The sequence below is a fragment of the Tepidimonas taiwanensis genome, from assembly GCF_020162115.1.
GTDB lineage: Bacteria > Pseudomonadota > Gammaproteobacteria > Burkholderiales > Burkholderiaceae_C > Tepidimonas > Tepidimonas taiwanensis.
In genome coordinates this window covers 706,303-731,133 of sequence record NZ_CP083911.1, presented here as the reverse complement: position 1 = coordinate 731,133, position 24,831 = coordinate 706,303, and the positions used below count along the sequence as shown (strand labels likewise).

The window sequence follows — 24,831 nt, the reverse complement described above, 5'->3', positions numbered from 1 at the left end:
TCCTCGGTCAAGCCACCCCGGATTTTAGGGGGACGAACCACACGCCCTCGAGGACGCGCCGCTCGTAACCCACCGCGGTGCGATCCACCACCACCAGGCTTTGCCGGCCGGGTGCCAGTTCCGCCGGCGCGACCAGCCGCGCGCCCACCGCGAGCTGTTCCAGCCAAGGCGTGGGGATGTCCGCCCCGCCCGCCGCGGCGATGATGCCCGCGTACGGCGCGCCCTTCGGGTAGCCCGCCGTGCCGTCGCCAAAGATCAGGTGCACGTTCGGGATGCGCAGCGGGCGCAGGTTCTCCCGCGCGCGCTCGTGCAGCGGGCGCAGGCGCTCCATCGAATACACCTCGCGGCACAGGTGCGCGAGCAGCGCCGCCTGATACCCGCAGCCGGTGCCGATCTCCAGCACGCGCCCGAGCGGCAACGCCCGCCCCTCGCACAACAGCCCCAACATGCGCGCCACGACGCTGGGCTTGGAAATCGTCTGGCCCCACCCGATCGGCAGGCTCGTGTCCTCGTACGCCTGCGCGACCAGGCCGCTGTCGACGAAGCGGTGGCGCTCGACGCGCTCGAACGCCTGCAGCACCGCCTCCGGTGCCAACCCCTGCTGCGCCAGCCGCCGCACCATCGCCGCGCGAACCGCCGCAGAATCGAGCCCGACCCCGGCGACCGCTGGGGCAAGCTCCCCCCCGAGCGCCTTGGGGGTTCGCCCACGCGAGGCGGCCGGGGTTGACAGTGCCGCCGACGGCTTGGCACCCGCCCCACCCCACGCTGGCAGCGCCGCCGGAAACCCCGGCCGCCTGCCCCCGGATGCCCCGGTCGCGCCGTTGGCCTCGCGCGTCCCCGGCGGAGCGGCCAACGGCGAGCGCGGCTTCACCATGGCCGCGCGCCTCCGGCCGGTGATGAATCAGACGGCGACGCGGCGGACACCCCGGCGGCGGACATACGAGCAGCTGACTGCCCCGCACCTGGCGAAACCACCGCACCCGGCGAAACCACCACAGTTGGCGACACCATTGCACCCGACGGTGCCGCCGCGCTCGCCGCACTCAGCGCCGCCGCACTCAGCGCCGCCGCGGTCTGCGCCCAATAGGCCAGCCGGCCGTGGTCGGTCAAGTCGATCTGCAGCGGCGTGATCGACACATAGCCCTGCCGCGTCGCGTGGAAGTCCGTCCCCTCGGCGTCGTCCTTCGCCGGGCCGGCCGCGCCGATCCAGTACATCGTCTCCCCGCGGGGGTTGACCTGCGTAATCACCGGCTCGGCCGCGTGCCGCCGCCCCAGCCGCGCGACCTTGAAGCCCCGGATCGCCTCCCGCGGCAGGCTCGGGATGTTGACATTCAACAGCCACGGCCCCGGGTGCGCCGCATCGGGCGGCCCCTGCTCGACGAGGCGCCGGTGCGCCTGCACCGACGGCTCCAGCGTGCGCACCAGCTCCGCCGCCAGCTCGACCGCCGTGTCCAGGTGCGCCCAGCCCTTTTCCGTCAGCGAAAACGCCACACCCGGGATGCCGAAGAGGTACCCCTCCATCGCCGCCCCGACGGTGCCGGAGTAGATCGTATCGTCGCCCATGTTGGCACCGTTGTTGATGCCGGAAACCACCAGATCCGGCCGGTAGTCCAGCAACCCGGTGAGCGCGATGTGCACACAATCCGCCGGCGTGCCGTTGACGTAGCGCACATTGGGCCCGGCGCGGTGCACATACAGCGGGGCGTTCAGCGTCAGGGCGTTGGACTTCGCACTGTTGTTGTGCTCCGGTGCCACCACCTCCACGTCCGCAAACGCCGACAGCGCCTGCGCCAGCGCCACCAGGCCCGGGGCCTGGTAGCCATCGTCATTGGCGAGCAGGATCTTCATGACGCCGCATTGTAGGTGCCGGCCCCGCGGACCTCATCTGCGATACCAAGCAGGCCCCGATCGAGATTGCGCTTCGCCACCCCGCGCGCCGAACCTTCACGCCCCGTGACGCACACCTCGTTGGAATCACAACACCTCGTTCAGGCGCATACCTCGTTGGAGAAGACTCCATGTTTACAAACATGAGCTATGTCGGTAAAATGTAAACCTTCCGGAGGAAGCCATGTTCGGCGAAAGACTGAAGCTGGCCCGCAAGCGTGCCGGCCTGTCCCTGCGAGGACTGGCTGGCGCGATCGACCATGCAGTCACTGCCCAGGCGATCGGCCGCTATGAGCGCGGCGAGATGCTGCCCGGGTCGGCCACCGCCCTGAAGCTCGCCAAGGCGCTCGGCGTCCCCGTGAGCTACCTCTTCAGCCCTTCCCAGATCCGCCTCGAAGGAGTGGAGTTTCGTAAGACCGCAACGATCCGCGCCCAGGAGCGCGCGATGGTCGAAGCGGCCGTCCTCGACAGCCTCGACCGCTATCTCCTGGTCGAAGAACTGCTCGGGATCGGCAGCCACGTGTGGGACAGGCCCGAAGGGACTCCCTACCAGGTTGTCGATCTCAATGACGCGGAGGCTGCTGCCGAGAGCGTCCGCAAGGCCTGGAATCTTGGTGGTGACGCGATCCCCAACATGACCGAGTTGCTCGAGGAGCACGGCATCAAAGTGCTCAAGCTCGACTTCCCACTCTCGGTCGACGGCTTGACTTGTCGAGTGGAACGTCCGGGCCGGGAAAAGGTGCCGGTCATCGTCGGCTCGGCGTCGAAATCGGTGGAGCGTCGCCGCTTCACCCTGGCCCATGAGCTCGGCCACATAGTGATGGAGATCGACGGCGGCCTGGACGAGGAAAAGGCGTGCCAGCGCTTCGCCAGTGCCCTGTTGATGCCGCGGCAGGACTTGCTGTTCGAGGTAGGACGGCGTCGCCATGCCTTTGGTTACGCTGAGATTATCGAGATCAAGCGCATGTACGGCGTCAGTGCAGCCGCGCTGATCGTTCGGCTGCGTGACCTCGGCGTCATTACCGAAGGTACCCTGCAGGCCGTATTTCGGGGTATCGGCCGGACCTGGCGCAAGGCGGAGCCCGAGCCGCTCCGGGAGAATGAAGAACCACGCCGCTTCCAACGCCTGGTGCTCCGCGCCTTGGCAGAGGACATCATCTCGCTCCCCAAAGCCGCAGAGCTGTTGCGCAAGAGCACAGTCGAAGTGAGCCGGATCATGTTAGGGCCTGCGGTGTGACGTATCCGTGGAGTGACTCATCGTGCGGGTACTGGTCAGCGATGCTTCCATTCTGATTGAGCTGGCGCGATGGTCACTCCTAGAAGCGCTCTTCAAGCTGCCGTTTGAGTTCGCCGTACCCGACGCCCTGTACGAGGACGAGCTCATTGATCTTGGCGAGATCGACCGGAATCAGCTCAAAGAGCTGGGCCTGCGGGTCGAGTCCTTGGACGCGCAGGATATGGCCCAGGCAATCGCCTACCAGACGGCTCGGCCCAAGCTCACATTCCACGACTGCCTGGCCGTCACCCTGGCCGTGAAGAACAACTGGCCCCTGCTGACGGGCGACAAACGCATGCGTGCCCTCGCCGATGAGGAGCGCATCGAGGTGCACGGCGTCTTGTGGATCATCGACCGATTTGCCGAACACCGCATCGTGCGCAGGCCCACGCTTGCAAAGGTACTGCGCGGCATGCTCGATGACCCGCGAACACGGCTGCCGCACGCCGAGGTCCGCCGCCGCCTCGAAGTGCTCATCGGTAAGAAGGGTGGTTGAGTACCGAGAGGCGCGCCAGTTGGGTACGGCATCCCCGTTCGATGGATTTGCTTGGAGCAAGAAGAAGGACATGAAGAACGACAGCCCGCATCTCGCGCATCGTCATCGGCCAACGGCGCAAAGGAAACGAACGGCGTGCCCTCGAGAAAGGCCCGCAGTTGGGCAATGGTACCCACAGCAGAGTCGTTCATGTCGATCACCATGAGAGAAATGATCGACCCAGATCCCCTTCAGGCTCACAACCTCAGGTGGCAGACCGCCGCCCGAACCCGCGCAGGTGTCACGCCGAACGCACGCTACCGGGGTAGCGCCAGGTGCACCTTGATCGCGTCCTCCACCGCCAACATGTCCGCTTTGGACAACACCCCGAGCTGACTTTTCAGCCGCCCCTTGTCGGCCGCCATGATCTGATCGGCCATCGCTTTGCTCTTCTGCCCCGCCACGGTCACGACAGCCTCGCCCGGGTATTGCCGCTCCGTGTTGCTGGTCAACGGCACGACCACGACGCGCGTCAGGTGTCGGTTGGCCGCATCGTTGCTCACGATCACCGCCGGCCGTGTCCTGCGGATTTCGCTGCCCACCGCGGGATCGAACTCGACCCACCACACCTCACCGCGCCGCATCGGCCACGTCTCCCGCCAAGGCGTTGCACCACGCATGCGCCTCGGCCTCGCGCGCCTGATCGGCCGCCATCGCCCGGTACCCCTCGTCGAGCGACGTGCCCAACACGTGCGGCCGCAGCAGGTCTTCGATGAACTGGCTCATGCGACGCTTGCCGACGGTCCGATACAGCCCCTCGTAAACCGCCTCATCCAGCGTGATGGTCATCCGTTTGTGCATGGCAATCTCCCATACGTATATGCATAGCGCATTGTACGCTTCGACGGAGCCAGCGATATCCCGGCGCGCAACGTGACTGCTCTGCCCGCCGACGGAAGTGCCACTGTCATGGCCCGGCAGCGTACAGGGCACCCGGCCACTGGCGATCGACACCGACCGCAGGCGCACACGGCTCCACACGTTGCGCTTTCGCGCGACTCCGGCACCGTTGGATAGCACCTGCACCCAGGCGACACACTCCACAACGGTCGTTACCTATGATGACCCCGTTTATTTGCGCAACCGAGCAACCCCCATTCACCAAGGAGACCCCATGCACGCCTGGCTATGCGAAAACCCCACCGGCGTCGACGCCCTGCGCTGGCAGGAACTGCCCACCCCGACCCCCGGCCCGGGTGAGGTGCTGATCGAAATCGCGGCGGCGAGTCTGAATTTTCCCGACTTGCTGATCGTGCAGAACCAGTACCAGTTCAAGCCGACGCCCCCCTTCGTCCCCGGCTCGGAATACGCGGGCTGGGTGCGCGCGGTCGGCCCGGGCGTGACCCACCTGCAACCCGGGCAGGCGGTCGCCTGTCTCACCGGCACGGGCGGCTTTGCGACGCACACGGCGGCGCCGGCGGATCGCTGCATCCCGCTGCCGCCCGCGTTCGACCTGACCGACGCCGCCGCGTTCATCATGACCTACGCAACGGCCTATCACGCCCTCATCGACCGCGCCGCGCTGCAACCGGGCGAGACGGTGCTCGTGCTCGGGGCCGCGGGTGGCGTCGGCACCGCATCGATCCAGGTCGCCAAGCACGCGGGCGCCCGGGTCATCGCCGCCGCGTCCAGCGCCGACAAGTGTGCGCTGTCGCAACGCATCGGTGCGGATGCGACGCTGGACTATTCGGTCCATACGGCCGCCGGCAGCTTCCGGGACGAGCTCAAGCGCCTCACCGACGGCCGCGGCCCGGATGTCATCGTCGACCCCGTGGGCGGGGACCTGGCCGAACCGGCGTTTCGCTCCATCGCGTGGCGCGGCCGCTACCTGGTGATCGGCTTTGCCGGCGGCCCCATCCCCCGCCTGCCGCTCAACCTGCCACTGCTCAAAGGCGCGTCGCTGGTCGGCGTCTTCTGGGGCGAGTTCGCGCGGCGCGAGCCGCAGGCCAACGCCGCGATGCTGCAGACACTCGCGCAGTGGTACCTGCAGGGCCACATCAAACCCGTCATCGACCGTGTGCTGCCGATGACCGAACTGCCGCAAGCCTACGCGCTGATGGCCGAGAGGCAGGTGCGCGGCAAAGTCGTGCTACGTAACGACCACTGACGATCTCATCGACGCCTCGATTCGCGACCACACGCCGGGGGCGTCGACCCTACAATCCCCGCATTTCGTAGTCGCCAGGGGAGCCCGGCGCGCACCCCACCGCGGGTGGCACGGGCTGAGAGTGGGCCGCAGGCCATGGGGGCCCCACGCCCAGACCCTGGAACCTGATCCGGTTCGTACCGGCGGAGGAAGCGCGACATGATCGGCATGCCCCAAGCCGCGGTGGGCGCGGCATTGCTGCTGTTTTTGTGGGTGGGCCTGCGGGCCCGAACGGCGGACACCTCGCTCGACGCGTACCTCACCGCGCGCGGCTCGCAATCGGCCACGACGCTGGCGCTGTCGTTCCTCGCCTCGGGCCTCGGGGCATGGATTTTGTTCGTGCCGCCGGAAATCGCCGCCTTCGTCGGGCCGGTGGCGCTGGCCGGTTACGCCATCGGCGCGGCCCTGCCCTTCCTCGTGCTCGCGTGGTGCGGTCCGGCTATCCGGCGATGGCTGCCTGCCGGACGCAGCCTCACGGATCTGGCAGCCGAGCGCTTTGGCCCCGCGATGCGCGGCTGGGTGCTCGCACTGTCACTGCTGTACATGCTGTGCTTCCTGACGGCCGAACTCACCGCCGTAGGCGGCATCGTCGCACTGCTCACCGGCGGCGACGGCCGCTGGGCGGTGCTGGCGGTCGCGGGCGTCACGCTCCTCTACACCGCGTGGGGCGGCCTGCGCGCGAGCCTTGCCACCGACCGCTGGCAAGCGTGGCTGCTGCTCGCGCTGCTGGCCCTCGTCGCCGCGGTCATCGGCACCGCGCCCGCCCCCGCCGAAGCGGTCCAACCGTCGGCCCCCGCATCCGCACCGCTCTCCGTTGGCCTGTCGGTCGCGCTTACCCTCATCATTGCCGTCACCGCCGCCAACCTGTTCCACCAGGGCTACTGGCAGCGCGTCTGGGCCGCGCAAGACACGCGCGCGCTGCACCGCGGCGCGTGGTGGGGAGCTTTGGGTAGCGCGGCGGCCATCGTACTCGTTGGTGCACTGGGGCTGCTGGCCGCGCGGCAGGGCCTGCCACTCGGCACCCCGCCCGTGCCCTTCTTTGCGCTGGTACAGCACGCGCCGGACTGGGTCGTCGCCCCGGTGTTGGTGCTGGCCGTGGCGCTGGTGGCGTCGTCCGTGGACACGCTGCAAAACGGCATCGCCGCGCTGCTCGTCACGCAGCGTCAGGGGGCGTCGCTCGCGGCGGCGCGCTGGGCTACCGTGCTTCTGATGGTGCCCGTCATCGCCGTGGCCTGGCAGGGCCTGTCGGTGCTGCGACTGTTCTTGGTGGCCGACCTGCTGTGCGCCACCGCGGTCGTGCCGCTGCTGCTTGCCCTGTGGCCCCGCGTACCCCGAGGGGCCGCTGTCGCTGGGTCGCTGGCGGGGCTGCTCGGTGCCATCGCACCGGGTGCATGGGAATCGGGCAGCCTTTGGCAAGGGGTGGTTGCGGCCACCTTCCCAAACAATGTTCCGACACTGGCGCCGTTTGCGGGGGCGCTACTCGCCTCGACCGCCGTCAGCCTGCTGTGGACGTGGCTACGGCCCGCGCAGCGCTAAGCCTACAGGTCGAGCTCGAACCTCACGCGGCGCGGCGGCACACGAACCGCGCACCGCCTGCCGTGGCCCGACAGTGGTTGATTGCTGAGCTGCAACAAACCCACGCCGGCGAGCCGACGGACGTCGCGGCTGACAGCGCTTCGCGGCCTTCCCAACGCTCGCGCCAGCGCCTCGATGGACTCATATGCCCCCTGCGCCTTGACCGAATCGAGCAACTGCGCCCGCCTGGGACTCAGCACCTCGAGCAAAGCCTGCATAGACGTAAAGCTCACCACCGTCTGTACCGCTGTCTCTTCGCCCCGGGCTCGCGCACGCACCACGTCGCGCACCCGCTGCAGCGCCGCCTCCTCACTTTGCAGACAGACACGGATCGGCAATGAGGGCTCGTCCGTGAACAAGTTGGGCTCTGGAGATGATTCACGCCGAACCCGGCGCTCGCTGGGGATTGGGTGCTTCGACATGATTCAGTACTCCTTTCCGAGACGACGCTTCAAGCGCTTGAGGGAAAGTTCGAAACGCGATAGTTCTTCCTCGAATGACCGAAACCGCCCGTTGTGAGCGACGCATCCAAACCAGTGATGGTGGTGCTCACTGGCAAAACCAGCATACCGGTGGCTGTTGTCATGCCCCACCAGGCGTCCGTTGTCCCGCCGGGAAATGGCAGGGTTCACGTACGCCATGTTGTAGCGCACGATCTCGCCGCGCCCGATTTCCCACGCTTCGATGCGGATAACCCCACCGCCTCTGGTCACGATGCGCTCGTCGATCACCTTGCGCTCAGCCATGATCCAATATAGCACGGCTGCTCACCGCGAAAACCCCTGCGAGGCGGACTGTGGCGACGCCGACAGACACAAATGAAAAATGGCCCTAGAAGGGCCATTTTTGATTTATTTTTGGGGTGGCTGATGGGACTCGAACCCACGACAACCAGAATCACAATCTGGGACTCTACCAACTGAGCTACAGCCACCGTAGAAGCCGACATTATACATGCACGGGCACCATTCTTTGCCCGCGACGGCGTCGTTCGAACGTCACCCCGTCTGCACACCCGCCGCGCGCTCGCCACGACGGCGCAGATGATCGGCTTTCGCTCACCGACACAACCACGCAAGGCGACCGTGGCAAGCCGACGCGGAGAGTCGACGGGTGTGGTGGGCGATTACTTGACGAGCACCTCCACCTTATAGCGCTCGCGCAGCGCGGTCAGATAGGCCTTGGCCTCCCCTTCGCCCCACAGGCGGGCCAGCTCGCGGCGCTCGTTGCGCTGCCGCGCAGCGTCCGGCGCTTCGCGCTCGGGGCCGCGACGCACGCGCAGCACGGCAGCCCCTTCGGCCCCCAAATCCACCAGCGTCCACGCCGGCGCGTCGCCCTCGAGACGGGTGCTCAGCGCGTGGCGAACCACTGCTGGCGCCAGGCCGCGGGCGTCCTGCCGCGACACCACCACGGGCGTGCGCAGCGCGCTGTCGGCCGGGGGCTGTTGCCGCCACCGCTCCAGCGCCTCGCGGGCGGCAGCCAGCGCCGCCTCGCGCGCCTTTTCCTGCACGAGGCGCGCCTTGGCTTGCGCCGCCACGGCTTCGAAGGGCTGCACTTCGGATCGCCGGTGTTCTAGCACGCGCACCGCTGCCAAGCGGCTGCCGCCCAGCTCGATCGCGGCGCTGTTGCGCTTGCTGGCCAGCGCCTCTTCGTTGAACACTGCACGCAGCACCGCCGGTTCACGCAGCACCGCGTCCGCCTCCGCCCCGACGGGCCCGGTACGCTCCAGCGTCGCCTGCCGCACCGTCAGCCCCAGCGCCTGCGCCACCGGCGCCAAGCCCTCCGGCTGCTCGTACACCAGGTTGCTGAAGCGCTCGGCCTCTTCTGCAAAGCGGCGCTGCGCCAACTGGCGGCGCAGTTCCTCTTCGAGTCGCCCGCGCGCCTTCTCGAACGGCTCCGGCTCGGGCTGACGCACGTCCAGCAGCCGGATGATGTGCAGGCCGAATTCCGTTTCGACGACGCCGGAAATCTCGCCCTTCTTCAGCGCAAAGACCGCGTCCTCGAAGGCCTTGACCATCGCGCCGCGGCCAAACCAGTCCAAATCCCCCCCGCGCGCGGCCGACCCCGGGTCCTGCGAGCGGGCCTTGGCAACCTCGGCAAACCGGTCGGGCTGGGCGCGTACCTCGGCGAGGAGCTTTTCCGCCTCGGCCCGCACGCGGGCCTTCTCCTCGGCAGACGCGTTGGGGTCCAGCTGCAACAGAATGTGGGCCGCGCGGCGCTGCTCGTTGCGCGCTACGTCCGCCACGTTCTTTTCGTAGTACTCGCGCAGCTCCTGCTCGCTCACCGTCACGCGCGCGGCCACGGCCTGCGGGTCCAGCACCACGTATTCGATGACGGCCTGCTCCGGCGTGCGGAACGCCTCACGGTTGGCGTCGTAGTACGCGCGCACGTCGGCGTCGCTCACCTGGATGCGGGCCACATGATCCGCCGGCCGGAACATCGCCTGCGCCACCTCGCGCTGCTCGAAAAACGCCCGCGTGGCCAGTTCCACCGACGCCCGCGGCAAAAAGGCGCTGTCCGCCACCACTTGCGTCACGCTGCGGCGCGCCAGCTCGGCGCGCACTCCCGCTTCGAACTGCTCCGCGGTCAGCCCCTGCGCACGCAGCAGATCCTGATAGCGCTGCACGTCCAGCGTCCCGTCGGGCTTGCGCAGCGACGCAATCGTCGGGTCACGCAACAGCTCGTCGGCCACGCGCCGGTCGGTGGCCACGAGCCGCATGTCCGCCGCGGCACGCGCCAGCACCCGCTCGGTAATCAGACGCTCCAGCGTCGCGCGGCGGCTCTCGTCACTCTCCAGCACCGCCCGGTCGATATTCGGCATAAGGGCACTCAGGCGCTCCACCTCGCGCCGGTGCGCCGCGTCCCACTCCGGCCGTGTGATGCGCTCGCCACCCACGCGCGCCACCGGCTCCGCCGCCTCACGAAAGCGCGTGTAGCCCTCGATGCCAAAGAAAACAAAAGACGGGATGATCAACAACATGAGCAGCGCCATCAGCACCTTCATGTTGTTGCGGAAGAGGTCGAACATGGATAGCGGAAGTGGTCAACGACAATGAAAGGCTGCGAAGAGCGGGGTGACGGCCAACGGCCTAACGCTCCCCGGCATGCGTGGGGCACCCCGATGCGGGTTGGCGCGGACGGATCAACGCCCGACCCGCCGGCGCAACCAACGCGGCGTACGAAAGTGTACCAGCCGGGCGTATACCAGAACGTAGCAGCACACGAACACGACGGCACTGCCCACCAGCAGCGGCTCGGAGCGCCAAAACAAAACCGCCGGAGCGATCGAAAGCGACGCCAATCCCCACAGGTAAGGGGACGTCGCCGAGTTGCGGGCAGTGATATCCCGCGCCGCCTCACTCCCCGCAGCCCAACGCACCAAGCGGCGGTACACCAGCATGTGAAGGTGCAACGCGTCCGGCACACCGGGGGATGTACCGCGCAGAAACCGTTTGCGGTAGATGGAAAACACGGTCTCGGTGATCGGATAGCCGCACACGAGCAGGCAGAACCACGGGGATAACCCCGGGTGCCGCACCACCAGCAACACGGCCACCTCGGCGAGCATGAAACCCACGAGGTACGCGCCGCCATCCCCCAAAAAAACCAGCCCTCGCGGATAGTTCCACACAAAAAATCCCAGCAGCGCCCCAATCATCGCCAGGCAAACCTGGAAAATGAAGACGTCCCCCAACGACCACGCCACGTAGCCAAACGCGGTAAACATCAAGATAGAAACGGCCGCTGCCAACCCGTTGAAGCCGTCGATGATATTGACGGCGTTGGCCACGCCCGCCACGGCCACCAGCGTCATCACAAAACCCGCCGGGGCCCAGGCCAGCACATCATCCACCCCCGGCACGCCCACGCGAGGCAGTTGCGCATCCAACAACCATGCCCCCAGCCCGGCCGCTGCCATGGTTGCCAGCAACCGGGTCATCACCCCCACACGCTTGGTCACATCCTCTGCCAACCCGGCACCGAAAGCTGGCAAAGCCGCCAGCAGCAGCCATGCAGCCTCGTTGCGCACCAGGTCGCGCCAAGCGCTCCACGCAAGCGCGCCCGCTAACCCAAACAGTAGGCCCACCCCCCCCACCCGCGGCACGTTTCCAGCGTGAAACTTCTGGATGCCAACGATGCTATCGGCACTCAAGCCTAGATGAAAATGACGGAACCGCACGATCAACAGCGTGATCGTGAACGCAACCCAAAAGGCAACCAGCAACGTCTGCACGAATCAGACTCCCACCCCCAGCGCCCGCATCAACACCGCATTCGCCCTCCGCACGTCAAACCGCTCTTCAGCCAATCGGCGGCTTTCACGGCCCATGGTTTCGATGAGGTGCGGATTTTCGACGAAGCGCCGCATCGCCGCCACCAGCGCCACTACGTCCCGCGGCGGCACCAAATAGCCGTTGACGCCGTCGACCACTGTCTCCCGGCAACCCGGCGCGTCCGTGGTGATCACCGGCCGCCCCATCGCCATCGCCTCCTGCGTGCTGCGCGGCACACCTTCACGATAATAAGAAGGCAACACGAACACACTCGTTTGGGCCAGCCACGGCTTGACGTCCACCGCACCGGGCCACTCGACGATGCCGTCGCGCACACACGGGTCAATGTCTTCGCGCTTGAGACCGCCGGGATTCTCATCCAGAGGCCCGAGCAACCAGAACCGTGTTTGCGGATACTCCGCCTTGATCTGCCGCGCCGCAGCCAAAAACTCCAAAACGCCTTTTTCGCGCAACAGTCGTGCCACGAGCGTAAAGGTCACCGGTTGGAACTGTGGCGGGTGCAAGGGCCAGTCGTCGAGGGCAACCCCAATCCCTCCCAACAGCACCGTTTTATCCGCCGAAAGCCCACACCAACGCCGCAAGTCGCGGGCATCGTCTGGGTTCAACACGAGCACACGGTGTGCAGCCCGAAATGCCCAGCGATACAGTCCTGCCAACACCCAACCCAAGACACGTTGCTTCAAGTCCCGGAGCCCCTCGGCCCCTTCGGTAAAAGCATACCCGAGGCCCTCCACCATCGCCACCCTCCGCGGCACACCCGCACACGCTGCCGCGAGCATGCCCCACACATTGGTTTTGGCGGCGTAACTGAGCACAGCGTCGGGACGCGAGCGGCGCAGCTGGCGGTAAAGCGCCCACAATGTACGCAAGTCTTGAAGCGGGTTGAGCCCGGTACGGGAAAGGGGAAACGTCACCGCCGTCGCACCCCAAGCCCGCAGGCGCTCCCGTTGCTGCGGCGTCCAATCGGGTGCCATCACCTCTACCTCGCAACCGCTGCCAACCAGCTCTGCGATCAACGGTCCGCGAAAGTTGAGGGTTGCACCCGCTGCGTGCCCGATCAGGGTAACGCGGCGTTGCACCGAATGTGACAGCCGACTCATGGTGTGCGATTGGCCTGTGCGTGGTCGCATTCCCCCCTCCACCACGCCTCCCACATCAACACATCCCACAAGTGATACTGCCAGTTACGCTGGCCGCTGAGGTGCTCGCGCCATTTTTGCCGCACGGGCGCGGGGTCGATAAAGCCTTCCTCCCGCAAACGGCGTTCGTCCAGCAAATCCTCCGCCCACTCGCGCAGCGGCCCGCGCAGCCAGTCGTCGATGGGCACGCCAAAGCCCATCTTGGGGCGCTCGATCAGCTCTTTCGGCACATATTTATAGAGCACCTGCCGCAGCAGCCATTTGCCCTGACCCTCGCGGATCTTCATCGAAAGCGGCAGCCGCCATGCGAACTCCACCACGCGGTGATCCAATAGCGGCACGCGCGTTTCCAAGCTCACCCCCATCGCCGCGCGATCGACCTTCACCAGAATATCGTCGGGCAGGTAGCTCACCGCATCGAGCGCCATCATCCGGTGGCGAAAATCGTCCACGGTCGGCCACGTCTCTGGCTGGGTCAGCACCGTCGGCGGCTCCTGTGCCCCCAGTACCAACCCATCGCGCTCGGTCCAGTGCGACACCAGCGCGTGGTAGACCGCTTCGGGTGCGTTCGACAGCAAGATGCGTGCGAGCTTGTGCAACTTGTCGCCGGGGTTCGCAAAACGCAAACGGCGCGGCAGCAACGGGTACAGCACCGCAGCGAAGCGATCCCACGCCGCAGGAGAAGCCGCCGCCAAACCGCGCGCAAGCACTGCCCGCATGCCGCGCGGCATCCACGCCAATCGCTGCCAGATACCGTGCGCCAAAAAATAACGGGTGTAGCCCCCAAACAACTCATCGCCCCCGTCGCCCGAGAGCGCCACCGTCACGTGCTGGCGAGCGAGCTGCGCCACCAGAAACGTCGGGATCTGCGACGAATCGGCAAAGGGTTCGTCATAAAGAGCTGGCAGCTTGGGGATCACCGCCATCGCCTGCTCGGGCGTGACATAAAGCTCGGTGTGATCCGTTCCCAGGTAACGCGCCACCGCCGCGGCGTGCTGCGCCTCGTTGTACCCGGCTTCAAAGAATCCGATGGAAAACGTGCGCACCGGGCGGCTCAATTGCGCCTGCATCAGGGCCACGACGGTGCTCGAGTCGATGCCGCCCGACAGAAATGCCCCGAGCGGCACATCGGCCAGCATCTGGCCGGCCACCGCTTGCCGCAACAGCCGCTCCAGCTCGCCCACCGCCTCCGCCTCAGCCCCCGCAAACGGCGTGCGTTGGCCGGTTGCCACCACTTCGGCCAGCGACCAATAGGCCACCGGCTCGGGCCAAGCGCCCGCGCGCGCCTGCGGCTCCGTCAGGCTTAAGTATGTTCCGGGCGGGAGCTTGCGGATGTCCCGGTAGATCGAATAGGGCGCAGGCACCGCGTTGTGGCAGAAAAAGAGCGCCAACGCCCCGCGGTCAACCTCCCCGGCAAACGCCGGGTGCGCGCGCAGCGCCTTCAGCTCCGAGCCAAAGAGCCACACCCCGCGCTGCCAGCCGTAGTAGAGGGGCTTTTCGCCCATCCGGTCGCGCGCGAGCGTCAGTGTGCGCGTCTGCCGATCCCACAGGGCAAAGGCAAACATCCCCACGCAGCGCTGGAGCGTCTCTTCAACCCCCCACGCCTCGATCGCCGCGAGCAGCGTTTCCGTGTCCGCATGACCCCGCCAGCCCGGCGGTGCCGTCCCGCCAGCGCCGATCTTTTCCAGCGCCGCGCGCAGCTCCAGATGGTTGTAAATCTCGCCGTTGAAGGCAATCACATACCGGCCACTGGCCGACACCATCGGCTGATGTCCAGCAGGCGAAAGATCCAGGATCGCCAACCGCCGATGCCCCAGCGCCACCCCCGCCGCCGCATCCACCCACACCCCCGCATCATCCGGCCCGCGGTGAACGAGCGTATCGGCCATACGGCGCACGGTGGCCGTGGCGTCCTCTTGCGCGCAACCGCCGGGCTCCCAAAAGCCGGTCAGGCCACACATGCCGCGCCCCCTTTGCCTTGCGCGGCAACTGCCCACACCGCTCGGTACCGCTGCACCATCGCGTCGATCCCGTAATGCTCCGTAATGCGCGCACGGCACGCCTGTTGACGGGCCCGCCAGGCAGCGCGGTCGGCCATGGCACCGATCGCCTGCTGAATGACCGCCGCCAGCGCCGAAGCGTCCCGCGGCGGCACCACCCAACCGGTTTCGCCCACGATGGCCGCCGCGTCACCGACGTCGGTGGTGACGCACGGCGTCCCGCACGCCATCGCTTCCGCGAGCACGTTGGGGAAGGCCTCCGCCGCCGAGGACAATACATGCACGTCCAGCGCGGCCATCACTCCCGGAATGTCGCGCTGCGGCCCAACCAGCAACACGTCGCCGCTCAACCCCGCCTCCCGAATCTGCGCTGTCAGGCACGGGTTGTCTGGCGTCACGCCCGACCCCACCAACACCGCCTGAAAGGCCACTCCTGCACGCCGCACAGCAGCAAGCGCAGCAAGTAGATTGGCATGATCTTTGTAGGGATCCCACCGCGCCACCATGCCGATGAGCGGCACACCCGGTGGGATTTTCCACGTGGCGCGCCAGCGCTCGCGCGCAGCGGCGTCGGGCTGGAAGCGCGTGAGGTCATATCCGTTGGAGATCACGACCATGCGATCGGGGTCATAACCCATTGCCGCGTGCACCCGCACAGCCGCCTGGGCACACGCCACGATGCGCCGCGGCACCCAGCGGGAGAGCCGAGCGCACAGCCGCGCGACGGCTATCGTTACCCGGCTCGATTGGCCGGGCTCCAAGGTGGTATTGTGAATGCCCCATACCACGGGGATTCCGGCCAGTCGCGCCAGCATACCGCCCACCAGATCGGCGTGGTACATCCACGTCTGTACCACGTCGGACTGTGCCGCGTGAATGGTACGCCAGAGTTTGACCAGACCGCGCAGCGTCAGCCACCCACGGGGCATGCCCAGCGCCGCCACCTCCACGCCGCGTTCTCGCAGTAATGCGCCGTACTTGCCCTCGTCGGTCAGGGAGACCACCTGGTGCTTGTCTTCGCGATCGTGCGCGATCAAGCGAAACAGAACAGCTTCCGCGCCGCCGTCGCCAAGGCCAGTGATGACGTGCAAAACATTCATGAGTCGCCCCTGATTTATTCAACCGACGGCCAGTTGAGAGTTCGATGAGCGCGGCGTGAGCGGTTTCGGCCCCAACGCGAGCAGTCCCAACAAGTGCAAAAGAAACGAGTACAAGGCCCGCAGGCCCTTCTTGGCAATCATGCGCAGCAGCCAGCGGATGTTGTAGCCGGCCGCGCACAGCACCGCGTGCAGCCGATCGCCCCGCTTGCCCTTGAGGTGACAGCGATCCATGCGGCAATCGGCCTTCAAGTGCCCGATGACGGGTTCGATGGCTTGGCGGCGCTTGAGTTGGGCGCGCTCCCTGGCGCTGATGCGCTTGAGCTTGCCTCGGTGGATGAGGCGCACATTTGGGTTGTCGCCATCGACGCCCCGGTAGCCCAAATCGACGAAGACCGTGTGGGGCGTGATGCCAAGGTCTTGCATCAAAATGCTGGCCTGCTCCAGTTGCGAGGCCAGCGTGTGGCCGTCGTAGGGGTTGCCGTGGAAGGCTCTGGCGCCCACGATCAGGTTGTGCCGCAGCGTGCTGACGATGCCCACCTTCACGCCGAACTCATACGGGGTGCGCGCCTTGCCTTTGCTGATGCAATCGACCTCCGGGGCGTACCAGGCGTAGAGCTTGGCACGCCCTTCGTGCGCCTTGCGCAGCAAACCCTTGCCTTCCTTGGCTAAGGTTTGCTTGAGCTGCAATCCTGCCTGCTTGGCCGCCGCCACGAGCTTGGCGCGCGCCACCTCCAGCAACCGGCTGTCGGTGGGGTGGGCGATGGCCTTGTGCTGTACGGTGCTGTCCACCACCACGCGCTCGAGCGCCTGCGGCTCGATGAGCTTGAGCTCGACGGCCGCCGCATTGATCGTCTACGCCAGCAGCTCCTCCACCCCTGCTTCCCCGAGCAACTGGCAAAACTTCACCAGCGTCGTGGCATCGCACGGCAGCCGATCCTCGTAGTAGGCGCAACCCGAGAAATACTGCCAGCGCGGCGTGTCTCTCCAGCGCTGCACCACGCCTTCATCGGACTCGTTGAAGGCGTGCTTCAGGTACAGCAGGCTGATCGTGACGCGCAGCGGCACGCGCGGGCGCCGGGCTGGACCTAATCACCAATCAGATCCAGATCCGGCTTGGCAATGCCTGCACGCGCCTTGCGCGAAAACAGATGCGCCACCGACGCCTCGATCTGCTGCCACGGCATGCGCTGTGCCAGCATCGCCAGCGGATGACGCAAATCGATCATGTGGTCGATGCGGGAGCGGAAAAATCCTCTCTGGCAGGGCAGCCAGACATCACCAAAACTCCTAGAAATCGCGCAGGGGAAGAAAAAACTGGGAGATATTGCACTTCAAAAGCCGGTCAAGTCAAAGAAAAATCAATCGTTTATGAATAAATCAGGGGCGACCAAATATCGAGACTTTACGCGCGAGCACTTCATGACAAATAGACCGCATTATATCAATTAGACGCAAGCAAAGCCTTATATAATCCGCTCAGAATGTTTTTTTTGTCGATAAATCTTTTCGCATACCTACTGATAGCCTCTTTCGGTGTGCCGCGCATTCGGTATCCGTAATCGATAATATCCGTTATCTCGCAAACCCCTTTTTTGTAATACGGAAATTCAGCCCCAAATACATCATTATGATCGCCATAGACAGGTAAACCTAGCATCAAATACTCTCGAGTCTTTAGCGGACAAGCCTGTTTCATATTCTTTCTATCCAGTGCAAACGATGCAAGCCCAACCCAGCATTGCTCGCTAAGTACAGCTATCTTTTTATTGCTTAGGTGACCATGCACTCGAATCCTTGAGTCGGATATCTTATCTTTCAATTTATTAGGGACTTTGCCTACTAGGTGAAGGATAAATTCTTGATCGGATTTCTCAACCGCATTCAGAAGTCGATCTAGGCCGTGCCATGGTGCAAAATTGGCAACAAAAAGCAACTCTGGCACACTTCCTCTCCTGTCTTGTAAATTCTGTTCTTTGTAACAAATCCCATTCGGATAAACATAGCTTTCTTTTTCTGGCTCTTCCGCCCGACCACGTTCATAATCAACAATTTCTTGCGTAACCCCAACTATGCCTCTCGCGAGCGGTATGGTCTTTTTTCCAATAAATGATTCAAGCGACGATTTCAACCATCCAGAAATTCCCCCCCCCAATGCCAACTCCGGCACCTCTAGAGTATGGCGCACAAAATAAACAGGCTTTTTGCAGCGCTTGACAAACCAGTATTGAAATGGGTCATGAACATGGTATCTTAGAAGATAAATATCTATATTGTCTTCCTGCTTCTTAAGCCACTGATGATAGCCGTATCTCAACTGGATCCAACCAATCAACCTCGACAACAGGTTACTCAGTTTTTCGGCATCCACTTCAGTGTCGAAATGCATAACACAGAAATTTCCAGTTGAGTTTTTGGGACAATACATTTTGACTTTCCACTCAATGCCCAGCGCTTTAGCCGCGTCCAGCTCCCAGTCCATTTGCGTACAAATGCCTGATAGAGGTCGCAATAGGGCCGCTGCGTGAAGTACGCGCAGTTTATTTTTTTCGTTTTCCATCACTATGTGTCGCATCCCGGATGATTGGATAGTGCCATCACGCCATGCGTACCTGCTGGCGGTAAGCGTTCTGCGCGAGCTGCTGGGCAGCGGGTCAAGGCGTTGACGACCATCATCGGGAGATGCCCTCATGAACATCAAGCTGCATGCCCTGGCGCGTACAACGCCAGCCATACGGCGCGAGATCGCGCTGTCGGATGAGCCGGCTGCGGTGTTGGCTGAGCGTTACGGCGTTTCGCTCATGACGGTGTACAAGTGGAAGCGCCGCGAGGATTTTCTGGATCGCTCCCACACCCCGCACCGGCTGCGTACCACCATGACCCCGGCGCAGGAGGCCATTGCAGTGGAGCTGCGCAAGACGCTGCTGCTGCCGCTGGATGATCTGCTGTCGGTCATGCGCGAGTTCGTCTGTCCTGACGTGTCGCGCTCGGGACTGGATCGCTGCTTGCGACGCCACGGCGTGGGGTCGCTGCGATCCCTCAAGCCCCAGGTGCCCAAACCCGCACATCGTCGTCCCTGAAAAATTCATTTTCACGCCGCCCTTAGCCGCAGCTGGGCAGGGTTGGCGCCACTGGACTCGGTTGGCCGCCGCTGGGCGAGCCACCGGCCGATGAGGCGCACGGCCGCAATGAGGCGCAAAAAAGCTCGCCTCAAGAAGGGCACGCCCTTCTTCGTGATCATGCGCAGCAGCCAGCGGATGTTGTAGCCCGCCGCGCACAGCACCGCGTGCAGCCGGTCACCCTGCTCGCCCTTGAGGTGGCACCTGTCCATGCGGTGATCCTGCTTCAAGTGCCCGATGACCGGCTCGATGGCCTGGCGGCGCTTGAGCAGCTTGCGCTCCTGCTGCGTGAGGCGCTTGATCTTGCCGCGGTGCACCAGGCGCACATCCGCAATGTCGGCTTCCACCCCGCGGTAGCCCAGATCGGCAAACGCTGTGCTGGGCTTGATGCCAGTGTCCTGCATCAGGATCGTGGCCTGCTCCAGCTGCGCTTGCAGCGTGTGCCCGTCGTAGGGGTTGCCATGGAAGGCCCGGGCTGCGACGATGAGGCTGTGCTTCAGGGTGCTGGCAATGCCGACCTTGACGCCGAACTCGTAAGGGCAGCGGGCCTTGCCCTTGTTGATGCACTCCACCTCCGGCGCGTGCCAGGCGTAGAGCTTTCGAGTCCCGTCGGCGGTCTTTCGGTTGGCAGTCTGCGCCACCAGACGCGCCGCCTTGTTGAGGGTGTGGCCAAGAGCACTCTGGATGGCCTGCCCCAGGCGGCTGGCCTTGCGCTCGATCTCGCGCTGCAGCCTGGCCACGATCGTGCGCTGGCGCTTGATGACCCGGCGCATGCGCGCAAACTGCCGCGCGTGCGCATAGCGTCCTGCCTTGCGGGCCAGCTCCTTGCCTTCCTTGGCAAAGGTCTGCTTCAAGGCGATGCCGGCGGCCTTGGCCGCCTCCACCAGCTTGGTGCGTGCCGTCTCCAGCAGCCGGCTGTCGGTGGGGTGCGCCACCGCCTTGGGTTGTACGGTGGTGTCCACCACCACGCGCTTGAGTTCCTGCGGCTTGATGAGTCCGGTTTCCACCGCCACGTTGATGGTCTGCGCCAAGAGTTCTTCCACGCCTTCTTCGCCCAGCAGCCGGCGAAACTTCACCAGCGTCGTGGCGTCGCACGGCCGGCGATGTTCAAAGTACGCCCGCCCCGAGAAGAACTGCCATGTGGGGGTTTCGCCCCAGCGCTCGACCACCCCTTCGTCCGACTCGTTGAAGGCGTGCTTCAGATACAGCAGCGCGATCATCACGCGCAGCGGCACGCGGGGTCGGCCTGCGTTGGACGCCCGAGCTGCGCGCACCGGAGATTCGCCAAAGAGGTCCAGATCGGGCATCGCGACACCTGCGCGCGCTTTGCGCATGAACAGGTGCGACAGCCTTGCTTCCAACTCCTGCCACGGCATGCGTGAGGACAACACCGCCAGCGGATGGCGCAGGTCGATCATCTGATCGAGCCGGGCGCGGAAGAAGTCCTCGGTGGCGGGGCAGGCAAACATCGCAAAACTCCCAGAAAACGGCGCATCAGACCATCAAATCTGGGGGAAATTGTACTCGCAAACAGACAATAACACAAGAAAAATCATGCTGTTATGAATATTTCAGGGGCGACCAAGGAGTTCACCGCACGGCTGCTGGGGCAGCCCAGTGCCACCCACGCCTTCGAGAGCCTGTGCGAGGCACTCGGCATCGAGCACCGCACCACGCGCGTGCGACGCCCCCAGACCAACGGGATGGTAGAGCGCTTCAACGGCCGCATCGAGGAGGTGCTGCGCAGCCACCACTTCATCAGCGGCGAGGATCTCGAGAAGACCCTGCTGCGCTATGCTTGGCTTTACAACCACCAGCTGCCCCAGGCCGCACTCAAGGGTCTCACGCCCATGCAGGCCATGAAACAGTGGTACACGTCACACCCGCATCTGTTCCAAAAACGGCCATATGATCATCCGGGATGTGACAACTATGCCGTGACCTTGCTTATTTGTCGCATCTCGGATAATCATAAGGTCGTTTCTGGAAAAGACGCGGGTGCGATGCGTACAGATGCTTCATTGCTTGGACGGGCGTGAGGTCTTTGAGCGCTGGCGTCTCTATGCCGTTTTCCGTGGACCTGAATCCGTGACCTCGATTTCCGGGTCTCAAGTAGGCTTGACGCCATAGTTGCCCCTGAAAAATTCACCCCACCGCTCGCAGCGTCCCTGGCATGGGGGTGGTGAGCGCGCGCTTTGCCTGCTCGATGGTTTGTAGCAGGCGCAGCAGCAGACGCAAAAGAACCGCCACAAGGGGGCCGATGCCCCGCTTGGCGATCATGCGCAGCAGCCAGCGGATGTTGTAGCCGGCCGCGCACAGCACCGCGTGCAGCCGATCGCCCCGCTCGCCCTTGAGGTGACAGCGATCCATGCGGCAATCGGCCTTCAGGTGCCCGATGATGGGTTCGATGGCCTGGCGGCGCTTGAGCCGGCGCCGATCGGAGCGACTCAGGCACCGCCAGCGCCCGCGGTGCACGATGCGCACCTGTGGGTTGTCGGCCTCCACCCCGCGGTAGCCCAGGTCCACGTACACCTCGGTGGGAGCGACGGCGTTGTCCTGCATCAGGATGGTGGCCTGTTCGAGCTGCGCCCACAGGGTGTGTCCGTCGTAGGGATTGCCGTGAAAGGCGCGCGCACCCACGACCAGGTTGTGCTGCAGGGTGCTGGCCACACCGACCTTCACCCCGAACTCGTAGGGGCTGCGCGCCTTGCCTTTGCTGATGCAATCGACCTCCGGTGCGTGCCAGGCATACAGCTTGGGATGCCCTGCGTTGGCCTTGCGCTGGCGGCTCTGCGCCATGATCTGTTGCGCCTTGGCCAGCGACTCGCCCAGGGCCTCGCGTGCAGCCTGCGTCAGTGCCGTGGCTTTGCGCTCGATCTCGCGCGCCAAGCGTCCCACGATCGTGGCCTGGCGCTCGATGGTGCGGCGCAGCCGCTTGAACTGCCTGGCATGCGCGTAGCCGGCAGCCTTGCGCCGCAGTCGCTGCCCCTCCTTCGCAAAGGTCTGCTTGAGCTGCACCCCGGCGTTCTTGGCCGCCGCCACGAGCTTGACTCGCGCCACCTCCAGCAGCCGGCTGTCGCTGGGGTGGGCGATGGCCTTGTGCTGCACGGTGCTGTCCACCACCAGGTGCTCGAGCGCCTGCGGCTCGATGAGCTCGAGTTCGACCGCCACATTGATCGTCTGCGCCAGCAGCTCCTCCACCCCTTCTTCCCCGAGCCACTGGCGAAACTTCACCAGCGTCGTGGCATCGCACGGCAGCCGATCCTCGTAGTAGGCACAGCCCGAGAAATACTGCCAGCGGGGCGTGTCTCTCCAGCGCTGCACCACGCCTTCATCGGACTCGTTGAAGGCGTGCTTGAGGTACAGCAGGCTGATCATGATGCGCAGCGGCACGCGCGGCCGCCCCGCGCGGCTGGTGCGCCGGGTGCGCGCGCGCTGCTCACCGAAGAGGTCGATCGCGTCGTCCAGCGCCTCGACAGCCTGGCTGCGGGGTGCGCGCGCCAGGCGCTGCGCGATCGCGTGCTCGAGCCGCTGCCACGGCATGCGCTGTGCCAGCACCGCCAGTGGGTGGCGCACATCGATCATGTGCTCCAGACGCAGCCGGAAAAAATCCTCGCTGTGCATGCACTCGGCCATGGTCAGAACTCCCAGCAACCGCGTCGAGGGTGGCAAAAAGCTGGGAGAAATTGTACCGCAAAACAGCCAAAAACGAACGCTTTATCAACGGGTTAGGAATATTTCAGGGGCGACGCCATAGCAATCCATCCAGGCCCCAAAGGAAATCATGCGCCATGGAAGAAAGGAGAACACGCGCTGCCCCGTGATGACGTCTTCCAGATATGAAAGCGCCCTGGGGTGGAGTATGCCGTGCGATTGATCCACCGCCGTTTTCAACGCCTTGCGAAACCGCTCCGGCGCTTCCACGCGTATCCAGTGTTCCTCAGGGGTCGCGAAACCCAGCTTGCTCATACGCATTCGAATCGCCTCCGGCAGCACCCCGCGCAGGCCCTCGCGTAGAACACGCTTGGTCACCCCCCGGTGGATCTTGAACTGATCGGGCAAGCCCAGCACGAACTCCACCAGCCGGTGGTCGAGGAACGGCACCCTCGCCTCGATGGAATGCGCCATGGAGTCGCGGTCCTCCCAATGCAACAACATCTGCAGGTTACTCTTTGTCAACTGGCGGTAGGATAGCTCGGCAATCGACAACGCCGCTCCTTCCTCACCATGGTAAGGGTTCAACGGCTCCGCCCCCAGCAGATCCAGATCGAGCCAGGCCGAAGCTGCCGTCTCCGTGCCGATCATCGCCCGCAGAGGATAGCGCAGCGCATCGGGCAGCAGGGCGTCAGCCAGATACTTCATCGCCCACAGCGGGCCGTGGCCATGCATCTGCTTGGCGGCGCGTATTTCACGCCAGAGCTCGATCCAACGCAACTGCCGGAAGAGGCTAGCGTACAGCGCACCGTGATAGCCCTGGTAGCCGGCCAGCTGCTCGTCCGCGCCCTGCCCGTCGAGCATGACCTTCACTCCGCTGTCCGCCGCAAGGGCGAACACCGACCACTGCGCGAAGATACTCGTCGAACCGAACGGCTCGTCCTGGTGCCAGGTGATGCGGTCGAGCTCGTCGAACAGGCGGGCAAGATCGGGGTACACGCAATGCGCCTCGACGCCGGTGTGCCTGACGACTTCCTCCACGTATTCGCGCTCGTCGAAGCGCGCAATGGCGGAGCACGACGAAAAGGCGTGCTGCCGCTCCTGTACGCCCCCCTGCCGCAGCAGCTCGTTCATAACACACACCACGGAAGACGAATCAAGGCCGCCCGACAAACACGACCCAACTGGAACATCCGCCTGCAGGTGCGCTCGCACCGAGGCTTCGAAGCGCTCGCGGAAACCCGATGCAGCTTCCTCCAGACCGCCAGTGAAAGGGCTGCCGGCGAGCCGGTACCACTCGTGCTGCACTAGCCGTCCCGCCGGCGCCGCGGCGGGCGGCTGCTTAAGATCGATCCGCACCGACGTCCCTGGGCGCAACTGATAAACACCGCGGAACATCGTCTCGTCGGTATGGTCGAGAATTCCCCAGGCCAGGAAATCGTAGGCGCGCTGGCCGTTCACCACCGCCCGCCAGCCCGGCAGCACGGAGAACTGCTTGATCTCCGAAGCGAAGGCCAGGCAACGATCCGGCGCCACCCAGTAATACAGCGGCTTGATGCCGAAGCGGTCGCGCGCCGCGAAAAGCGTCGCCTCGACACGATCGACCAGCACGAACGCGAACATGCCCTCGAGCCGCGCGAGGCACCCCGAACCCCACTCCGCATAGGCGGCCAGCAGGACTTCCGTGTCGGATCGCGAGACGAAGCGATGCCCCGACGCCTCCAGCTCCCGCCTCAACTCCGGATGGTTATAGATCTCGCCGTTGAAAACAATCCAGTAGCGACCTCCCCCGTAGGACATTGGCTGGTGCCCGCCCGGAGATACATCGAGAATCGACAGGCGCCGGTGGCCAAGCGCGACGCGTGCGCCTTCCGGCACGGTCGTGCCCGACACCGGTGCGTAGGGCAAATCGGCTGCGTAGCATACAGTCGGCGTGTCCGCACCGCCGCCGCACGTCGCGGCCAGATTCCCTCCCTCGAAAGCCACCCACCCCTCGTCGTCCGGGCCGCGATGGCGAATCACATCCAGCATCGCCTGTATCGAGGGCAATGGCTGATTCCCGGTTCCGAAAAGCGCGGCGAGTCCACACATGATTGGCTATCGTAAGA

At 64.9% G+C, this 24,831-nt stretch carries 19 protein-coding genes, 1 tRNA gene and 4 pseudogenes; 6 read left to right on the top strand and 18 right to left on the bottom strand.

The genetic code is table 11. From position 1 onward, the window contains the following. Positions 1-7 precede the first annotated feature (7 nt). Entirely contained in the window at positions 8-874 is an 867-nt protein-coding gene (locus tag LCC91_RS03450) for a protein-L-isoaspartate(D-aspartate) O-methyltransferase (protein WP_082007513.1), read from the bottom strand. A gap of 176 nt (positions 875-1,050) precedes the next feature. After that, positions 1,051-1,848, bottom strand: a pseudogene (surE, locus tag LCC91_RS03445) (5'/3'-nucleotidase SurE); the annotation flags it as partial. Positions 1,849-2,071: 223 nt separating this feature from the next. Here surE and LCC91_RS03440 point away from each other — a divergent pair. Beyond that, positions 2,072-3,124: a helix-turn-helix domain-containing protein gene (locus LCC91_RS03440; protein WP_043699840.1), complete on the top strand. Its 1,053-nt coding sequence runs from the start codon at positions 2,072-2,074 to the stop codon at positions 3,122-3,124. Between the two features lie 22 nt (positions 3,125-3,146). Beyond that, positions 3,147-3,659, top strand: a complete 513-nt coding sequence (locus LCC91_RS03435) for a PIN domain-containing protein (protein ID WP_043699838.1) — start codon at positions 3,147-3,149, stop codon at positions 3,657-3,659. Between the two features lie 296 nt (positions 3,660-3,955). On the opposite strand, the gene LCC91_RS03430 is transcribed toward LCC91_RS03435, so the two are convergent. Beyond that, positions 3,956-4,282 carry a type II toxin-antitoxin system PemK/MazF family toxin gene (locus tag LCC91_RS03430; RefSeq protein WP_043699835.1) on the bottom strand — a complete coding sequence of 109 codons (327 nt, stop codon included), beginning with the start codon at positions 4,280-4,282 and terminating at the stop codon, positions 3,956-3,958. Then, positions 4,269-4,499, bottom strand: coding sequence for an addiction module antitoxin (locus LCC91_RS03425; RefSeq protein WP_043699832.1), 231 nt, complete (start codon positions 4,497-4,499; stop codon positions 4,269-4,271). Before LCC91_RS03425 ends, LCC91_RS03430 begins: the two co-directional genes overlap by 14 nt. 313 nt (positions 4,500-4,812) lie before the next feature. Between LCC91_RS03425 and LCC91_RS03420 the strand changes: the two genes are divergently transcribed. Next, positions 4,813-5,805: an NADPH:quinone oxidoreductase family protein gene (locus LCC91_RS03420; RefSeq protein ID WP_043699828.1), complete on the top strand. Its 993-nt coding sequence runs from the start codon at positions 4,813-4,815 to the stop codon at positions 5,803-5,805. A gap of 198 nt (positions 5,806-6,003) precedes the next feature. Further along, positions 6,004-7,380 (top strand): sodium:solute symporter family transporter, encoded by a 1,377-nt coding sequence (locus LCC91_RS03415; protein ID WP_043699826.1) that lies wholly within the window; start codon positions 6,004-6,006, stop codon positions 7,378-7,380. Positions 7,381-7,382: 2 nt separating this feature from the next. Here LCC91_RS03415 and LCC91_RS03410 read toward each other — a convergent pair whose 3' ends face one another. From LCC91_RS03410 to LCC91_RS03360, 11 genes and pseudogenes are all read right to left on the bottom strand, one after another. After that, positions 7,383-7,778 (bottom strand): HVO_A0114 family putative DNA-binding protein, encoded by a 396-nt coding sequence (locus tag LCC91_RS03410; RefSeq protein WP_052231467.1) that lies wholly within the window; start codon positions 7,776-7,778, stop codon positions 7,383-7,385. 66 nt (positions 7,779-7,844) lie between these two features. Next, on the bottom strand, positions 7,845-8,165 hold the full coding sequence (locus LCC91_RS03405; RefSeq protein WP_043699824.1) for a toxin-antitoxin system TumE family protein: 321 nt from the start codon (positions 8,163-8,165) through the stop codon (positions 7,845-7,847). Between the two features lie 112 nt (positions 8,166-8,277). Then, positions 8,278-8,353 (bottom strand) — tRNA-His (locus LCC91_RS03400). A 192-nt stretch (positions 8,354-8,545) separates the two neighbouring features. Next, entirely contained in the window at positions 8,546-10,447 is a 1,902-nt protein-coding gene (locus tag LCC91_RS03395) for a SurA N-terminal domain-containing protein (protein ID WP_043699821.1), read from the bottom strand. 114 nt (positions 10,448-10,561) lie between these two features. After that, positions 10,562-11,653, bottom strand: a complete 1,092-nt coding sequence (locus LCC91_RS03390) for an MraY family glycosyltransferase (protein ID WP_224441007.1) — start codon at positions 11,651-11,653, stop codon at positions 10,562-10,564. 3 nt (positions 11,654-11,656) lie between these two features. Beyond that, positions 11,657-12,814 (bottom strand): glycosyltransferase family 4 protein, encoded by a 1,158-nt coding sequence (locus LCC91_RS03385; RefSeq protein WP_143898455.1) that lies wholly within the window; start codon positions 12,812-12,814, stop codon positions 11,657-11,659. Next, positions 12,811-14,814 carry an asparagine synthase (glutamine-hydrolyzing) gene (gene asnB, locus LCC91_RS03380; RefSeq protein WP_043699817.1) on the bottom strand — a complete coding sequence of 668 codons (2,004 nt, stop codon included), beginning with the start codon at positions 14,812-14,814 and terminating at the stop codon, positions 12,811-12,813. The genes LCC91_RS03385 and asnB (LCC91_RS03380) overlap by 4 nt, the downstream gene beginning before the upstream one ends. Further along, complete coding sequence (locus LCC91_RS03375; RefSeq protein WP_052231466.1) at positions 14,802-15,953, bottom strand: glycosyltransferase; 1,152 nt, start codon at positions 15,951-15,953, stop codon at positions 14,802-14,804. Before LCC91_RS03375 ends, asnB (LCC91_RS03380) begins: the two co-directional genes overlap by 13 nt. A gap of 18 nt (positions 15,954-15,971) precedes the next feature. After that, a pseudogene (locus tag LCC91_RS03370) lies at positions 15,972-17,027 on the bottom strand (transposase); the annotation flags it as partial. A gap of 11 nt (positions 17,028-17,038) precedes the next feature. Next, positions 17,039-17,179, bottom strand: coding sequence for a hypothetical protein (locus tag LCC91_RS13955; RefSeq protein ID WP_390612147.1), 141 nt, complete (start codon positions 17,177-17,179; stop codon positions 17,039-17,041). Between the two features lie 215 nt (positions 17,180-17,394). Continuing rightward, entirely contained in the window at positions 17,395-18,510 is a 1,116-nt protein-coding gene (locus tag LCC91_RS03360) for a glycosyltransferase family protein (protein ID WP_224441005.1), read from the bottom strand. Between the two features lie 130 nt (positions 18,511-18,640). Between LCC91_RS03360 and LCC91_RS03355 the strand changes: the two are divergent. After that, positions 18,641-19,021 (top strand): annotated as a pseudogene (locus LCC91_RS03355) (IS481 family transposase); the annotation flags it as partial. 20 nt (positions 19,022-19,041) lie between these two features. On the opposite strand, the gene LCC91_RS03350 reads toward LCC91_RS03355, so the two are convergent. Then, on the bottom strand, positions 19,042-20,538 hold the full coding sequence (locus tag LCC91_RS03350) for an IS5 family transposase (RefSeq protein ID WP_224440884.1): 1,497 nt from the start codon (positions 20,536-20,538) through the stop codon (positions 19,042-19,044). Between the two features lie 114 nt (positions 20,539-20,652). Here LCC91_RS03350 and LCC91_RS03345 point away from each other — a divergent pair. Beyond that, a pseudogene (locus LCC91_RS03345) lies at positions 20,653-20,997 on the top strand (integrase core domain-containing protein); the annotation flags it as partial. Between the two features lie 217 nt (positions 20,998-21,214). On the opposite strand, the gene LCC91_RS03340 reads toward LCC91_RS03345, so the two are convergent. Together LCC91_RS03340 and asnB (LCC91_RS03335) are read right to left on the bottom strand one after the other, a co-directional pair. Next, the gene (locus LCC91_RS03340; protein ID WP_390612153.1) at positions 21,215-22,693 is read right to left on the bottom strand and encodes an IS5 family transposase; all 1,479 of its coding nucleotides are present in this window, start codon (positions 22,691-22,693) and stop codon (positions 21,215-21,217) included. 96 nt (positions 22,694-22,789) lie between these two features. Next, positions 22,790-24,814, bottom strand: a complete 2,025-nt coding sequence (gene asnB / locus LCC91_RS03335; RefSeq protein ID WP_143897935.1) for an asparagine synthase (glutamine-hydrolyzing) — start codon at positions 24,812-24,814, stop codon at positions 22,790-22,792. Between the last annotated feature and the right edge of the window lie 17 nt (positions 24,815-24,831).

Bases quoted from the DNA above. Each gene is read 5' to 3' on its own strand.
- LCC91_RS03450 (WP_082007513.1), bottom strand. From the start codon at position 874: ATGGTGAAGCCGCGCTCGCCGTTGGCCGCTCCGCCGGGGACGCGCGAG.
- LCC91_RS03440 (WP_043699840.1), top strand. From the start codon at position 2,072: ATGTTCGGCGAAAGACTGAAGCTGGCCCGCAAGCGTGCCGGCCTGTCC.
- LCC91_RS03430 (WP_043699835.1), bottom strand. From the start codon at position 4,282: ATGCGGCGCGGTGAGGTGTGGTGGGTCGAGTTCGATCCCGCGGTGGGC.
- LCC91_RS03425 (WP_043699832.1), bottom strand. From the start codon at position 4,499: ATGCACAAACGGATGACCATCACGCTGGATGAGGCGGTTTACGAGGGG.
- LCC91_RS03420 (WP_043699828.1), top strand. From the start codon at position 4,813: ATGCACGCCTGGCTATGCGAAAACCCCACCGGCGTCGACGCCCTGCGC.
- LCC91_RS03415 (WP_043699826.1), top strand. From the start codon at position 6,004: ATGATCGGCATGCCCCAAGCCGCGGTGGGCGCGGCATTGCTGCTGTTT.
- LCC91_RS03405 (WP_043699824.1), bottom strand. From the start codon at position 8,165: ATGGCTGAGCGCAAGGTGATCGACGAGCGCATCGTGACCAGAGGCGGT.
- LCC91_RS03395 (WP_043699821.1), bottom strand. From the start codon at position 10,447: ATGTTCGACCTCTTCCGCAACAACATGAAGGTGCTGATGGCGCTGCTC.
- LCC91_RS03385 (WP_143898455.1), bottom strand. From the start codon at position 12,814: ATGAGTCGGCTGTCACATTCGGTGCAACGCCGCGTTACCCTGATCGGG.
- asnB (WP_043699817.1), bottom strand. From the start codon at position 14,814: ATGTGTGGCCTGACCGGCTTTTGGGAGCCCGGCGGTTGCGCGCAAGAG.
- LCC91_RS03375 (WP_052231466.1), bottom strand. From the start codon at position 15,953: ATGAATGTTTTGCACGTCATCACTGGCCTTGGCGACGGCGGCGCGGAA.
- LCC91_RS13955 (WP_390612147.1), bottom strand. From the start codon at position 17,179: ATGATCGATTTGCGTCATCCGCTGGCGATGCTGGCACAGCGCATGCCG.
- LCC91_RS03360 (WP_224441005.1), bottom strand. From the start codon at position 18,510: ATGGAAAACGAAAAAAATAAACTGCGCGTACTTCACGCAGCGGCCCTA.
- LCC91_RS03350 (WP_224440884.1), bottom strand. From the start codon at position 20,538: ATGTTTGCCTGCCCCGCCACCGAGGACTTCTTCCGCGCCCGGCTCGAT.
- LCC91_RS03340 (WP_390612153.1), bottom strand. From the start codon at position 22,693: ATGCACAGCGAGGATTTTTTCCGGCTGCGTCTGGAGCACATGATCGAT.
- asnB (WP_143897935.1), bottom strand. From the start codon at position 24,814: ATGTGTGGACTCGCCGCGCTTTTCGGAACCGGGAATCAGCCATTGCCC.